Origin of the sequence: Arachidicoccus sp., from assembly GCF_050436765.1 — a bacterium.
Taxonomy (GTDB): domain Bacteria; phylum Bacteroidota; class Bacteroidia; order Chitinophagales; family Chitinophagaceae; genus Arachidicoccus.
In genome coordinates this window covers 1-13836 of record NZ_JBNQGD010000118.1, presented here as the reverse complement: position 1 = coordinate 13836, position 13836 = coordinate 1, and the positions used below count along the sequence as shown (strand labels likewise).

General features: G+C 34.6%; 13 protein-coding genes. 8 read left to right on the top strand and 5 right to left on the bottom strand.

Annotated elements, in window-relative coordinates:
* The coding region (gene glmS, locus ACQR30_RS04870) for a glutamine--fructose-6-phosphate transaminase (isomerizing) (RefSeq protein WP_429732078.1) at positions 1–1812 on the bottom strand (1812 nt) is incomplete at its 3' end.
* 317 nt (positions 1813–2129) lie between these two features.
* On the opposite strand from glmS, the gene ACQR30_RS04865 reads away from it, so the two are divergent.
* A complete protein-coding gene (locus ACQR30_RS04865) occupies positions 2130–2951 on the top strand; it encodes a Fic family protein (RefSeq protein ID WP_429732075.1) in 822 nt (273 codons plus the stop codon).
* Between the two features lie 46 nt (positions 2952–2997).
* Positions 2998–3195, top strand: a complete 198-nt coding sequence (locus ACQR30_RS04860; protein ID WP_429732072.1) for a helix-turn-helix transcriptional regulator — start codon at positions 2998–3000, stop codon at positions 3193–3195.
* 399 nt (positions 3196–3594) lie between these two features.
* On the opposite strand, the gene ACQR30_RS04855 is transcribed toward ACQR30_RS04860, so the two are convergent.
* Together ACQR30_RS04855 and ACQR30_RS04850 are read right to left on the bottom strand one after the other, a co-directional pair.
* Positions 3595–4383: a glycosyltransferase family 2 protein gene (locus ACQR30_RS04855; RefSeq protein ID WP_429732069.1), complete on the bottom strand. Its 789-nt coding sequence runs from the start codon at positions 4381–4383 to the stop codon at positions 3595–3597.
* Between the two features lie 45 nt (positions 4384–4428).
* Positions 4429–5205 carry a sugar transferase gene (locus tag ACQR30_RS04850; RefSeq protein WP_429732067.1) on the bottom strand — a complete coding sequence of 259 codons (777 nt, stop codon included), beginning with the start codon at positions 5203–5205 and terminating at the stop codon, positions 4429–4431.
* Between the two features lie 325 nt (positions 5206–5530).
* Here ACQR30_RS04850 and ACQR30_RS04845 point away from each other — a divergent pair, with 325 nt between their 5' ends.
* The 6 genes from ACQR30_RS04845 to ACQR30_RS04820 are packed head-to-tail and all read left to right on the top strand — an operon-like array spanning position 5531 to position 11741.
* Entirely contained in the window at positions 5531–6715 is a 1185-nt protein-coding gene (locus tag ACQR30_RS04845) for a DUF1972 domain-containing protein (protein ID WP_429732064.1), read from the top strand.
* Complete coding sequence (locus ACQR30_RS04840; RefSeq protein WP_429732062.1) at positions 6651–7667, top strand: glycosyltransferase family A protein; 1017 nt, start codon at positions 6651–6653, stop codon at positions 7665–7667. The genes ACQR30_RS04845 and ACQR30_RS04840 overlap by 65 nt, the downstream gene beginning before the upstream one ends.
* A gap of 37 nt (positions 7668–7704) precedes the next feature.
* Positions 7705–8448 (top strand): class I SAM-dependent methyltransferase, encoded by a 744-nt coding sequence (locus ACQR30_RS04835; protein ID WP_429732059.1) that lies wholly within the window; start codon positions 7705–7707, stop codon positions 8446–8448.
* Positions 8449–8490: 42 nt separating this feature from the next.
* Positions 8491–9651, top strand: coding sequence for an amidohydrolase family protein (locus ACQR30_RS04830; protein ID WP_429732056.1), 1161 nt, complete (start codon positions 8491–8493; stop codon positions 9649–9651).
* Positions 9641–10681: a glycosyltransferase family 9 protein gene (locus tag ACQR30_RS04825; protein ID WP_429732053.1), complete on the top strand. Its 1041-nt coding sequence runs from the start codon at positions 9641–9643 to the stop codon at positions 10679–10681. Before ACQR30_RS04830 ends, ACQR30_RS04825 begins: the two co-directional genes overlap by 11 nt.
* Entirely contained in the window at positions 10674–11741 is a 1068-nt protein-coding gene (locus ACQR30_RS04820; RefSeq protein ID WP_429732050.1) for a glycosyltransferase family 4 protein, read from the top strand. The genes ACQR30_RS04825 and ACQR30_RS04820 overlap by 8 nt, the downstream gene beginning before the upstream one ends.
* Here the strand turns inward: ACQR30_RS04820 and ACQR30_RS04815 are convergent.
* Both ACQR30_RS04815 and ACQR30_RS04810 read right to left on the bottom strand, forming a co-directional pair.
* Positions 11713–13203 carry an ATP-binding cassette domain-containing protein gene (locus tag ACQR30_RS04815; RefSeq protein WP_429732047.1) on the bottom strand — a complete coding sequence of 497 codons (1491 nt, stop codon included), beginning with the start codon at positions 13201–13203 and terminating at the stop codon, positions 11713–11715. The two genes, ACQR30_RS04820 and ACQR30_RS04815, sit on opposite strands and share 29 nt — an antisense overlap.
* A 213-nt stretch (positions 13204–13416) precedes the next feature.
* On the bottom strand, positions 13417–13836 hold a 420-nt coding region (locus ACQR30_RS04810; protein WP_429732044.1), incomplete at its 5' end, for a hypothetical protein.

Genomic DNA, 13836 nt, shown 5'->3' with positions numbered 1-13836 from the left:
ATTGCGTGGCATATCTACGTTACAGCCTCTGGCAATACCAATATGATAGGAGAGTAACTGTAGTGGAATTACATTTAAAATGGGCGCAATTATTTCATCTGCTTCCGGGATGGCAATTACCGCATTTGCTATCGACGGTGTAACCGTATCTCCCTCGTTGATGATGGCAATTACTTTTCCTTTTCGCGCTTTTATTTCTTGCATATTGCTCACAATTTTTTCATGGTAGACGTCTTTTGTCGCCACAAAAATTACAGGCAGGTTCTCATCAACCAAAGCAATCGGACCATGTTTCATTTCGGCTGCAGGGTAGCCTTCTGCATGTATGTAAGAAATTTCTTTCAACTTCAGTGCGCCCTCTAATGCAATTGGGAAGTTATAGCCGCGTCCAAGAAAAAGCGCGTCTGAAGAGTCTTTCAAGGTTTCCGCAATTGCCTTTATCTCTTCATTCAATTGTAAAATCTTTTCGACCTTTTCTGGAACGAAAGATAATTCTTCGCAAAGGTGATAGAATCTTTCATCGGTAATCGTTTTTCTGTGATGAGCGATCTTAAAGGCAATCATCATCAATGCAGCTAATTGTCCGGTAAATGCTTTAGTACTTGCCACCCCAATTTCAGGGCCTGCATGTGTGTAAGCACCAGTCTGAGAAATACGTGCTATGGACGAGCCAACCACATTCACGATACCCATTATAATGGCGCCTTGTTCCTTTGCTTTTTCAATAGCTACAATAGTGTCCGCTGTTTCACCGCTTTGTGAAATAGCTATAATCATATCGCCTTTATGCACGATAGGATTGCGATAACGAAATTCTGACGCATATTCGACCTCAACAGGAATGCGACATGTTTCTTCAATAATATATTCAGCTATCAGGCCTGCATGCCAACTGGTTCCACAGGCAATTATAATAATGCGTGATGCGTTGGAAATCTCGTCTAAATAATCTTCAATACCACTAATATTGATGCTACCTTTTTCTGCATTCAAACGTCCACGCAGACAGTCATAGATAGTTTTTGGCTGTTCAAAAATTTCTTTTAGCATAAAATGACTATAGCCACCTTTTTCAATAGTGTCTAATTCCATATCAAGCTTTGTAATGAAAGGTGTTTGCTTTTCATTACCTAAATTTTTCAGAATAAGTTCGTCAGGTTTTACTATCGCGATTTCATAATCATTTACATACACAACTTCTTTCGTGTATTCAATAATTGGGGAAGCATCTGAAGCTAAAAAATGTTCATTTTTTCCAATACCAATTACCAGTGGGCTACCTTTTCGAGCTGCAATAATTGTTTGGGGATTTTTATTTTCAATTAATAAAATACAATAAGCACCTACAACTCGTTTAAGTGCCACGCGCAAAGCTTCTTCTAAATTTCCGCCGTTATTCTTGTAAATATCTTCGATAAAATTAAGCAAAACCTCTGTGTCTGTATCGCTCTTAAACTGATAGCCTTTCTTAAGTAAATCTTCTTTTAAAGATGCATAGTTTTCTATAATCCCGTTGTGGATCATTGCAATTTCCCCACTTTGAGAAAGGTGCGGGTGTGCATTTCTGTCGCTTGGTTCACCGTGTGTAGCCCAACGTGTGTGACCAATAGCTGTATTTCCTTCTAAATTTTTCCCCAACGTATATTCCTCCAAATCCGCCACTTTTCCTTTCTTTTTGTAAAGATTAATTTCCCCGTCGTTTAACAAAGCAATTCCTGCACTGTCATAACCACGATATTCAAGACGTTTTAAACCTTTCACCACAATTGGATAAGCTTGTTTGTTTCCTACATAACCTACAATTCCACACATATAAATACTATTTTTAATTTGTACAAGTAAAAGTTAATTAGGTGCAAATGTAACATAAATCAATCGTTTGCGTTGCTAATTTAAAGACTTATTTCGATATGAATATATTGTTAATAAAGTGGTTTTTGATGAACCATAGCAGTAAAGAATTCAGTGAGAAAAAAGAAGAAAAGAAACAAAGGAAATGAAAATTGAATGGGGTCTTGGGGTGGATATTTATTGATTATTTCTTTTGATTTTTATAAAGCGTAAATATATATTTACACTTTACACGTAGGGAATAAGAATTATTGTATAAAATTGAAATAATTAATTCAATGGAAACGATTATAAATAGCTTATTACAAGAGTATCGAGCATTGAACCTGCATAATATTAAAGATTATGACTTATTCAATAATATTGCTATAATCCATCATTCCAGCAGCATCGAAGGTTCAACCCTTACACTAACAGACTCTGAACTTTTAATAGCGGAGGGATTGACACCTAAGGGCAAACCTTTACAGCATACATTAATGGTTAAAGATCATTATGAAGCCCTTTTATTCACTTTAGACCTCGCTAGCAACAAAGGCAAAGAATTAAATATAAGAGATATACAGGAAATAAATGCTAAAGTAAATAAAAATACAGGAGGTATAGTTAATAGCACATTGGGCTCTGTAGATGTTGCAAAAGGGGAATTTAGAAAAAATAATGTTCGAGCGGGTGATACTTATTTTGTGAACTATGACAAAGTTCCGACCCTGACCTCAAGGTTAGTCAAGGAAATAAACGAAAACATCAACTTAGTTAAAACGGACAATGAAAAATTAGAATTATCTTTCGCGGCTCACTTTAACCTAGTGTCCATACACCCATTTATGGGCGGAAACGACTGGACGTCAAGGCTCTTAATGAATTTTTTGCAACAGAAGTTTAATCTACCTCTCAGTATTGTTTATCAGGAAGATAAAGTCGACTATATCAACGCTCTTAAAGAAAGCAGAAAAGATAGAGGTTTAAACCACTTTTATGATTTTATGTTTCAGCAGTACAAAAAATACTTGACTGCGGAAATAGGTAACGCCCGCAAACTTGTTGAAAAAGCAAGCAAATCAAATCAGAAACATAGAGGCCTCAGTTTTGTTTTATGATTTTTAACACGGCGACAATTTCAAAGTTAAATAAAATGCAGCATTGTTGGGAGTTACTAGAGTGACATTGTCTAAGAGACATGGTGCTATTACGCCTAATATCGCATTAAGAATTGAAAAGGTATTTGATGAGAAAGCAGACGAATGGCTGATGCTTCAACGACAATATGATTTATCAAGAGAAAAGGAAGCATTTAAAGCTAATCCACCCGTTTTAAAAAAATTCAAATGTGTTATCCTTTAATGAGCAAATTCTATATTTCCTCGTACGAAGAATTTTATCAACTCAAGAAATTTTTGTAAGGTGCTTCTTGAATTGTCGCAAATGAATCGGACATAAATGACATTTATAAATTAACGTTTCAAAACCTTAAAAACCGGTTTTGGAAAAGGTAAATATTTTTCCTATAATTTATATTATGTTAAATTGCTGAAAATGAAGAATATACTTAACTTCCAGAAAGTTGTAAAACCGGAATATAAAAAGAACTGAATGCAAGTAAATAAATTCCCATCGTAAGATTTTAAAACTAAATAAACATAGCAAAAAATAATTACAACAAACTATCAAAAGTCTGTTATGTACCGGCTCCTTAAGAAGGAATCCAGACGCGATTAAATATTAGAAACGGTTGTAGGTACGCTATGACAAATATTTATTAATACCAAATTCACATATGAATTTATCACTCAAAGTTGAATTATGAAAAATATTATAATGGTGCTTTACATTTTCTTTAGATCTTTTGGCATGTTGCAAATGAAATGCAATTCCTGCCATTTTTAGTGTTTGCTTCTTACAGCCTGCTTTTATCAACCTGACAGCTAGCTCGTAATCCTCATATCCCCAACCAACAATTTCTTCATTATATCCGTTAATCTTGATAAAATCTTTTTTCCAGAAAGCCATATTACATCCTATAAGACTGTATTTATTTTTCCCTATTGTCTTGTAATGGTACAACAGTTTGGCAAGCACTTTGTTCCTTATAGAGTTTAATTTGTGGTTGCATTTTTTTCTCAGAAAAGCAAATGGAGGAATATTTTTAGCGAGAAGAATATTTTCTGTAACTGCTTCATTTAATAAACTTCTACTGCCTCTTACAAAATAATTTTTTCGTGCAATTTTAAGATGATCCTCTACAAAAAAGTTTTCTAATAAGATATCTCCATCAATTTGAATGATATAATCATACTGTGATGCGGCAACTGTTTTGTTTAGAATATGTGTTTTATAAAAGCCTTTGTCTTCTTGCCATATATGCAAAAGAGGAATTGGGAAGATACTTTGATAATACTTGATTAATTCAGCTGTTTCGCTTGTAGAACCATCATCTGCAATAAGTACTTCATTGGGTAATCGTGTTTGAGACAGTATACTTTGCAGGCAAAAATCTAGTGCCTTAGGCCAGTTGTAAGTTGATATAATCAAACTGCACTGTGTCATAAAAAATAATTGAAATTTCTTTTGAAGATTCTAGTAAGCTTTTTTATCTTTCTTAAGTAAAATCCATATGGTTTTAAATGTAATTCTAATATCAAACAAGAACGACCAGTTTTCTAAATAAAATACATCGTGTTGGATCCTTTTTCCCATTTCTTCTAATTTTTTAGTTTCACCTCTGAAACCACTTACTTGAGCCCATCCTGTGATACCTGGCTTTATAAAATGACGTACCATGTAATCATTTAATAAACGTTTATATTTTTCGGTATGCATTAACATGTGAGGTCGTGGGCCTATTACTGACATATCATTTTTTAAGACATTAAAAAATTGAGGTAATTCGTCAATACTTCTGCGTCTGATAAAGCGTCCTATTTTGGTAAACCTTATATCGTCCATACAAGCTTGCAACGTATCTGCCTGGTTATTTATGTACATACTCCGAAATTTATAACACTTAAATGGTACTCCATTTTTGCCCGACCGATATTGAACAAAAAAGACAGAGCCTTTTGATTCCAATTTTATAAGCAAACTCAAAAGAGGTACTAACCAACTCATAATAGAAATTATAACGATAACAGAAAGAGCTATATCAAATGAGCGTTTTATAAATCGACTAAATACTCCTTTTAATGGAAAGGGCATATTTGCGATAGCATGTGTCTGGTTGTTATAGGTCAGTGAAAGATTTGTTTGTTGTTTTGTAAGAACAGAATTATCAAGCACCCAATTTGTTTGTGGGGTTTGCTCCTCTCCTTCTGAGGTCAAAGGCTTCAATGCTTTGTTTTTCTGAAGATTATTCAAAATGATATTTGTGTGATTTGGCATTATTTGATTTATAGTCTTTTTGACATGCAGAACAAAAAACGTGATTGAGGATAATAGGAATTTTCTTCTAGTGAATTGGATGTATGAAAAGTATTCAATGTGTTCCAATAATTATATACAGGTTTTTATTAGATATGGTTGCCTAATAAATAATTTCTAACAAGGCAACCATTATAAAGTGATTATTGTATTTATTATAAATGATGGGTGATTCAGAAATTTAAACTTCTTAGTTTCAAAACTGTATTGAATTAGAACCTGCAATCTTAAAAAGATTATGTTTCTTATATAAATATTTTTTATGAATATTGCTATTATTGGCACTCGTGGTATCCCCAATCGCTACGGAGGATTTGAACAATTTGCTGAGAAATTTTCGAAAAGCCTTGTTTCTTGTGGTCACAGCGTCACCGTTTATAATTCTCATAGACACCCATACAGAAACAAGGATTGGAAAGGTATTGCAATTGTTCATTGCAAAGATTTAGAACCATTCATAGGTCCGACCGGACAATTTATTTATGATCTTAATTGTATACTCCATTCTAGAACTCAGGGATTTGATGTCATATTACAATTGGGATATACCAGCAGCACTATCTGGGGATGGTTGCTGCCTAGAAAAAAAAGTGTTATTATTACGAATATGGATGGATTGGAATGGATGCGCAGTAAATATTCTAATTCAACAAAAAAATTCCTTCTGTATGCTGAAAGATTAGGCGTTAAGTACAGTGACTATCTTGTTGCCGATTCACTGGCAATTAGAGATTATCTTAAAAAGAAATACCATAAGAATTCCACCTATATCGCTTATGGAGCGACGGCTGTAATGGACTGTAGCGATGAAATACTGAATAAATACGGTTTGGTAAAATATCAATATAATATGCTTCTGGCAAGGCTTGAACCAGAAAACAATATCGAAATGATATTGGACGGAAATATTGCTGCATCAAACCAAGAAGCTTTCCTCGTAATTGGCAATTGCCAAACTAAATATGGAGAATATTTGAAAAAGAAATACAGCCAACATGCCTTTATTAATTTTATAAACAGCATATATGATATAGATGAACTGAACAGTCTTCGGTACTATTCCAACATTTATTTTCATGGGCATAGTGTTGGCGGTACCAATCCCTCATTAATTGAGGCCATGGCATCAGGAGCATTGATATGCGCACATGATAATATTTTCAATAAAATTATATTGGGAGATGATGGATACTATTTTTCAAATTCTGAGGAAGTTGCTGGATTTATAGATGTTATAAAAAAAGAAGATGCGACAGAGAAACTACTTAATAATGTGCATAAAATAGAAGAAGAATATTCCTGGAAATATATAACCGATCGTTATATTATGTTGTTTGAAAAAGCATTAACTGAGAAGAAAAAAAATCCTTTATCGCCTACAAATGGAAATCAGCGTAGTAATATCTACATACAATCGAAAAAAGAATATCCTTTCTCTGCTAAATGATTTAAAGAACTCTACTTTAATTCCAAAGGAAGTGATTGTGGTTGACGCCGGTACAGATGGGGTAACGAATGAAGATATTCTAAGGTTCGAAAATCTTAATATTCATTTACTTTATTCTTCGTTGCCGTCTGTATGTGTTCAAAGGAATTTGGGCATTCAAGTAGCTTGTTGTCCTTGGATCTTTATTTGCGACGATGATATGGGAGTTCCACGCGACTACCTTGAAAAGATTCATCATCATATTGCTACTCATCAAGATGCTGGTGCAGTATCAGGTTTAGTGCTTCAGAGAGACAAGAATGATAATTGGGAAGCCTTCTATCCTATTCGTTCGTCCAAGGAATTAATGTTGAAATTTTTTTTCGGCCTAAGCATTTGGGGAGAAATACAATGCGCTTCCGATAACTATCTCATAAAATGGATAAAAACCTATTATAAAAAAAAGGAAAATCATATATCAGCATCAGGATGGCCAGTAATCACAAATATTTCCGGAGATTATTTTACAGTTCCCGTATTTGGATTGGGCGCAAGCCTTATACGGAAAAGTTGGTTGCAGGAATCGCCTTACGAAGAGCGCTTAGACACTCATGGCATTGGAGATCATTATGGTGTAGCATTGGGCTTCCCATCAACAGGAATTCACATAGTAAAAGATGCTTTTGTCTATCACTATCATGAACAGACCAATCGCTTAGAGAAGTCTCTGCAATATTATCGCAGGGTGTTAGCATTGGATTATTTCATAAGTACAAAACAACGCCTATCTTTTGCTAAAAGAAAGCTATTTCTGTGGTCATTATTTGGGAATGGCCTTATTTATATTTTATCGAATAACAGATTAATGGCAAAAACCGCGTTGAAAACATTTTACCTGGTCGCATTTAAAAAGAATCCCTATTTGCATGAGAACTCAAAACAATTAAGTGGAGTGATTAATCCTATACAGTAGGCTGTAAATAATTCATATACCTATTAAATCATTTGAAATGTCGTTGTACAAAGCTTTTCGGAAAAAGGTTGGCGATTTTCTTCTCGGAAGAAAAGATACAGATTCACAAATTGCATACAATTTATGGGCATCTACTTACGACAACCAGCCCGAAAATCTCATAATGCATCTTAACCAACTTGTATTTGAAAATATTATCGACAGAATGAATATTGAAAATAAGAAAGTGATAGATTATGGCTGCGGTACAGGCAAATATTGGGAAAAAATATTTTTGAAAAAACCTTCCGAGATTACTGGTTATGATACAGCCTCAGCTATGCTTGACAAGCTTCATCAAAAGTATCCCAATGCCTCCGCCTATTGTCTCGAACACAACAAGATGCTAAAAGAGGGAAATAATTCCTGCGATATAATAATTTCTTCTTTGGTGGTTGCCCATATAAAAGATTTAAAAGCTCTATTTATTGAATGGAACAGAATTTTAAAAAATGGTGGAACGGTTGTTATAACAGATTTTCATCCGGATGCGCTTCAAAAAGGCGCTACCCGCTGTTTTAGTTATAATGGCGCCCCTATTGTTATTAACAATTATATCTATACGTTGAAGAAAATACGCAATATGGCAAAAAAATTACATTGGAATGAAATCGATATTTTCGAAAAAAAGGTTGATGATACAGTAAAATATTTTTATCGAACACCCGCCGCATTAGAGGTTTTTGAAGCGACCTACGATACAAAACTTTTATATGCTTTATGGTTTAAGAAATCACTTTAGTCGACTCAAACAGTATACTCATTTTATAAAAAAAATACTCGTATGATTCTTCGCAAACTTCATATGGTAAATGAAGAAGCAAAAAGGAATATCAAAATCGAAGGCAAAAAGATTAAAAATATTGCATTTGAAGAGATTTTATCCAACAAGCATGAAATTGATTTATCGTTTGATAATTGTTATGTGTTCCCGGGATTGATCAATTCGCATGATCACTTGGATTTTGATCTTTTCCCACAGCTAGGCAACCACATTTATAAAAATTATCTTGAATGGGGAATAGATATTCATCGGCAAAATGATGCAACGATTCGGCAGATTTTAAGTATTCCAAAGGCGTTGCGTGTGAAATGGGGCGTATATAAAAATTTAGTTACGGGTATAACAACCGCTGTTCAGCACGGAGAAGAATTAGAAATAACCGAAAAATCGATAAATGTTTTTCAAGACTGTATATCGTTGCATTCGGTTTCGCTGGAGAAACATTGGAGACGAACTTTGAATAACCCTTTCAGTAATCGGAGGCCTTTTGTGGTTCATGTGGGAGAAGGAACAGATACTCAACGCTGTGAGGAGATTGACGAGCTTCTTCATTACAATTTTTTTCGTCGGAAACTGGTCGGCGTTCATGGTATTGCAATGAATGTGCAACAGGCAAAAAAGTTCCAGGCATTAATTTGGTGCCCTGACTCTAATTATTTTTTATATGGAAATACCGCGAGAATAAATGAATTAAGGAATTATACAAAAATATTGTTTGGAACAGATTCTACCGTTTCAGCAGATTGGAATATATGGAATCACTTTAGGCTTGCAAGAATGACAAATTTGTTAGATGACGATGAATTATTCAGAGCTGTAACAACTGACGCTGCGAAAATTTGGAAGTTGAATAAAACGGGAAGCATTTGTGAAGGATACTATGCAGACCTATTTATTGCGAAGATGCATTCTATCGACAAAAATGACGCAAATAATTTTTTTTCGACTAATCCGGAAAACATTCAATTGGTGTTACATAAAGGAGCAATCGTTTTATTCGATGCTTCTTTACTTACTCAACTAAAAAACGTCTCGCTGAAAGACTTTTCCTGTATTTATGTAAAAGGAAATCAAAAGTTTGTGTTGGGGGATCTTCCTTCATTAATAAAGGAAATACAAAAATATGTGCCTGAAATAAAATTTCCGATCGATGTCGAATAATTTTAAATCAAATATTGCAGCAAGGCCATGGATTGAAAATACACAACCAAAACGGATTTTGGCTATACGTTTACAGGCCATGGGCGACACAGTCATCACACTGCCATACTTGAATGCTTTGCGGAATGCTTTGCCGGAAGAAGCTCAGCTTGATTTCCTTACCAGGAAAGAAGTAGCTTCTATCCCAAAGAGTTTGGTTTTATTTAATCATATTTATTTAATAGGAGGCAAACGTAACTTCTATAAACAGTGCATTTCTGCGCTTTTTATTTTGCCAAGGTTGATATTCAGACGGTATGATGTTGTTCTTGATTTACAGAATAATTTAATCAGTCGTAGTATAAGAAGAATTCTTTGTGTAAAATCTTGGAGTGAATTCGATAAATATTCACCGGTGTCAGCGGGAGAAAGAACGAGGCGGACGATAGAAGCAGCTGGCTTTAAAACTTTTGTGGATGCAAGTTTTCGATTTAAGAAAGGTGATAGCGAAGAAGATAAATTATTAAGGGCATGTGGTTGGGATGGAGAAAGCAAATTGGTCATACTTAACCCTGCTGCCGCCTTTTATACGCGCAATTGGTCGATTGATAATTATGTATCTTTTGCAAATCTATGGACTCGGGAGTTTCCTCACACCCAATTTATAGCAATGGGCACAAATTTTATAAAAGAAAAAGCACAATATCTTAAAGAGAATCTTGGTGAAAGATTATTGTATATGGTGGATAGCACTTCTGCGGCACAAGGTTTCAGAATAATTCAGAGAATATGGTTCATGTTATCTGAGGATTCAGGGTTGATGCATATGTCTTGGGTTTCAGACAGACCGACCGTTGCGCTATTGGGAAATACAAGAAGTGACTGGGTTACGCCCCCAACTAAACGTGCTTTGGTCTTTAATTGTAATGAGGCAGGCGTTAAAAGTACGCCTAAAGATTCCGTAAAGTATAATAAGGGATGTCTTTCCATTTGTTATCAACCTGAATTTATTTTTGAGCAAGTAAAAGAATTTATTGCAAGAATTGAATAAGAAGACATTAATAATATTAACTCCGGCATTTCCATCGTCAGATGCATCAAAGGAGGAGTCCATTTGGGTTCCTGCAAAACAGCGATTGATAAAATGTATCAACAGATTATATCCTGATATAGAGATCATCATTTTGAGTTTCCAGTTTCCATTAAGCAAAAAAGAATATAATTGGAATAGAAATATAGTTATTCCGTTTGCTGGCGGAAATAAACACAATTGGCAAAATAAACTTACCTGGCTGAATGTATTTAATAAGTTAAGGAAATTGCAGAGCAAGAAAAACATAATTGGGTTGCTCAGTTTTTGGTATGCCGAATGTGCTTTTGTTGGACACTACTTCTCAAAGTTATATCATCTAAAACATGTTTGTTGGATTAGTGGACAGGACGCTAAAGGAAGCAATATATTTGCGAGGCGTATTCGTTCGGCGGCCGAAGAACTTGCGGCGATGTCAGATTTTCTAATGAACGAATTTGAAAAGAATCACCACATACGTCCTGCTCATCTTATTCCAAATGCCATTGACGTGTGTCAATTTAAATTAAAAAAGTATGCACGAAGTATTGATATTATAGGGATTGGTGGGTTGTCGCCCCTAAAACAATATGACGTTTATATTGAGGTTATCTCAAAGTTGAGGAGTGACTTTCCGAATATCGATGCCTATTTGTGCGGCGATGGAGAAGAACGCGAGAAACTTGAAGTCCAAATTGAAAGATTGGAACTGGAAGACAACATTACGCTTACAGGAAAAATATCACAAGACGAAGTTTTTGAATTGCTTCAACAGTCAAGAATACTTCTGCATACGTCAAATTTCGAAGGGTTTGGCAATGTATGTATAGAAGCCTTGTATGCTGGCGCGCATGTAATCAGTTTTATACAACCGATGCAGCAAGATATCCCGCATTGGCACATCGTAAATAGCAAAGAAGAGATGATACAGAAAGCGTTATCTTTGTTATATGATAAGAGTTTGAAAAATGATTCTGTGTTACCTTTTAACATGAATGACTCCGCGGAAAAATTTATGCATTTGTTCCTTGGACAGAAATAATATCGAGATCAATCACCGAGTGGCAATAATTAAAACTTTCTTTATTATGTGAAATAAGAACAATTATCTTACCCGATTCTGCAAGCAATTTAAGTTCTTTCATCATTCGCATTTCTGAACTGATATCCAATTCGCTGAATGGTTCGTCGAATAAAAATACTTCCGAATTTTTATATAGAGCCCTCGCAAAAACAATTCTCTGTTTTTGCCCGCCGCTAATATTCTTGCCATTTTCCATAATCATTTTCTCTAATCCTTCGGGAAAGAGCTCTCCTACTCCACTTGTCTTTACAGCCTGCTTTAGCCTTTCTTTATCGTATTTTTTTTCGAACATCACAATATTATTCAAAATGGACGCATGTAGGAGAAATGAAGTTTGCCTTATGTAGCTCACTTTACGCCAAAACAGTTGCTTGTTTTTAAAGGTGAGTAATTGATCATTTATGTATATTTCTCCGGTATCTGATTGGTAAAATTGTAGGAGCAGATGTAATAATGTGGTTTTACCTCTACCTGAAGATCCATAAATTCCGGTCAATGTTCCCCTGGAAAAGGAGGCATTGAAATTGAGAAAGACTCTCGTGTCTTTATGCGAGAAATTTATCTTTCGTATACGGATGGAATAGATAGCCTCAAATATATCCGCAGAAACCGGCAATGATGTGATTGACGAGGGCGTTATTTCTTCCAAAGTAAACAAATATGTTCTTAATTGATTATTTAGATTGACAATTTTTGCCGCTCCGGGAATAATTTTGTAGGCGCCTGCCATGAAAGCATTAATAATAAGGAAATTGCTGCCATTTTCAACATCATTCATTTTGGTAATAACAAGGAGAATAAATAATCCAATTATAGCAAATACCTCGAGAAGCCGCGTCGGAATGTCTTGGACAATTTGCATATCGGATATATATCTGTTTAACTCTTTTTGCGTGTTATAATGCCGACGAATAAAATACTGATTACTGTCATAGATATTACTCTCAACAAAGCCATTCAATGATTCGTGTAGGTACTGAAAAAATTTTTCAACTATATTCTTGATATGTTTCTTGATGTCATTTAGCCTTTTTCTCATCAGATACGTCATTAATAGTATTGCCGGCGTAAGCGTAATGATAAGGATAACAAATAAGTTAGTCTTGAAAATCAGCAACGCAATTATAGAGAGAAAAACTAAGGCAAATTCTGTGACAATCTGTTGGAAATTCAAGAGTACATATTGCGCGAATTCGGTTGGGGTATGGATTATTTTCCTTACATATACAGAAGAATCTTTGTCTGCGTAATTAGCATAATTCCCATAAAGATAGGCTACAAGATTCTCTTTCGAAATTCTTGTGGCGACATTGTTAATAAAGTGGGCTTGAGAGCGAAAAATCCAATGCCCAGCTGAGTTTTTTATTATAAACAGGAACAATAATCCGAGTGCCGGATATATTATTTTTTCATTTGACAAATATGCATTTAAAATGTGCAGATGTTGTATTGAATAATTACGTCCTGTATAAAAACTTAATACAATTAATAGATATATAAGCGACAGGATATCTAATAAACTGATAATAATGTTCAAGAGAATGAGAAGAAAAAAATGCGTCTTTTCTTTTATGGAAATTGCTTTAATGATATTTTTATAAATCTTAATCAATGCATAATTTATTAAAAGGTATTAGTTTGCCGCTATAATATATTGAATATCTTTTGTTTTATTTTCTGATCGTATTAGCAGTATACATAAACATACAATCGTTAATATCAGGGAATTGTCGTTTTGATTATTGATAACGATTACGTCTGTAAACGAGCTTAAGGACACTGTTATAAAAATATTTTTGAGAAGAGAGATCTTATTCTCAATTCCGAGAAAACCAATATAAGCATATAACGCTACAATAGTGGCCAATCCTAAAAGGCCTAAGGAAACAAAGGCTTCCGAATAAACATCATGAAAGGAATATCTCAAATATCCACTGTTATTTACACTTCCATCTCCGGTGTTCATATCGTATTGTCTGATTTTATCTCTCAATAGTTTAGCAGCGTCACCTGATCCAACACCGAGAAAGTATTGATGATGCTCTCTCATTAT

Excerpts from the sequence above, each read along its gene's own strand:
- ACQR30_RS04825 (WP_429732053.1), top strand. The coding sequence starts at position 9,641 with ATGTCGAATAATTTTAAATCAAATATTGCAGCAAGGCCATGGATTGAA.
- ACQR30_RS04830 (WP_429732056.1), top strand. The coding sequence starts at position 8,491 with ATGATTCTTCGCAAACTTCATATGGTAAATGAAGAAGCAAAAAGGAAT.
- ACQR30_RS04835 (WP_429732059.1), top strand. The coding sequence starts at position 7,705 with ATGTCGTTGTACAAAGCTTTTCGGAAAAAGGTTGGCGATTTTCTTCTC.
- ACQR30_RS04845 (WP_429732064.1), top strand. The coding sequence starts at position 5,531 with ATGAATATTGCTATTATTGGCACTCGTGGTATCCCCAATCGCTACGGA.
- ACQR30_RS04840 (WP_429732062.1), top strand. The coding sequence starts at position 6,651 with ATGGAAATCAGCGTAGTAATATCTACATACAATCGAAAAAAGAATATC.
- ACQR30_RS04865 (WP_429732075.1), top strand. The coding sequence starts at position 2,130 with ATGGAAACGATTATAAATAGCTTATTACAAGAGTATCGAGCATTGAAC.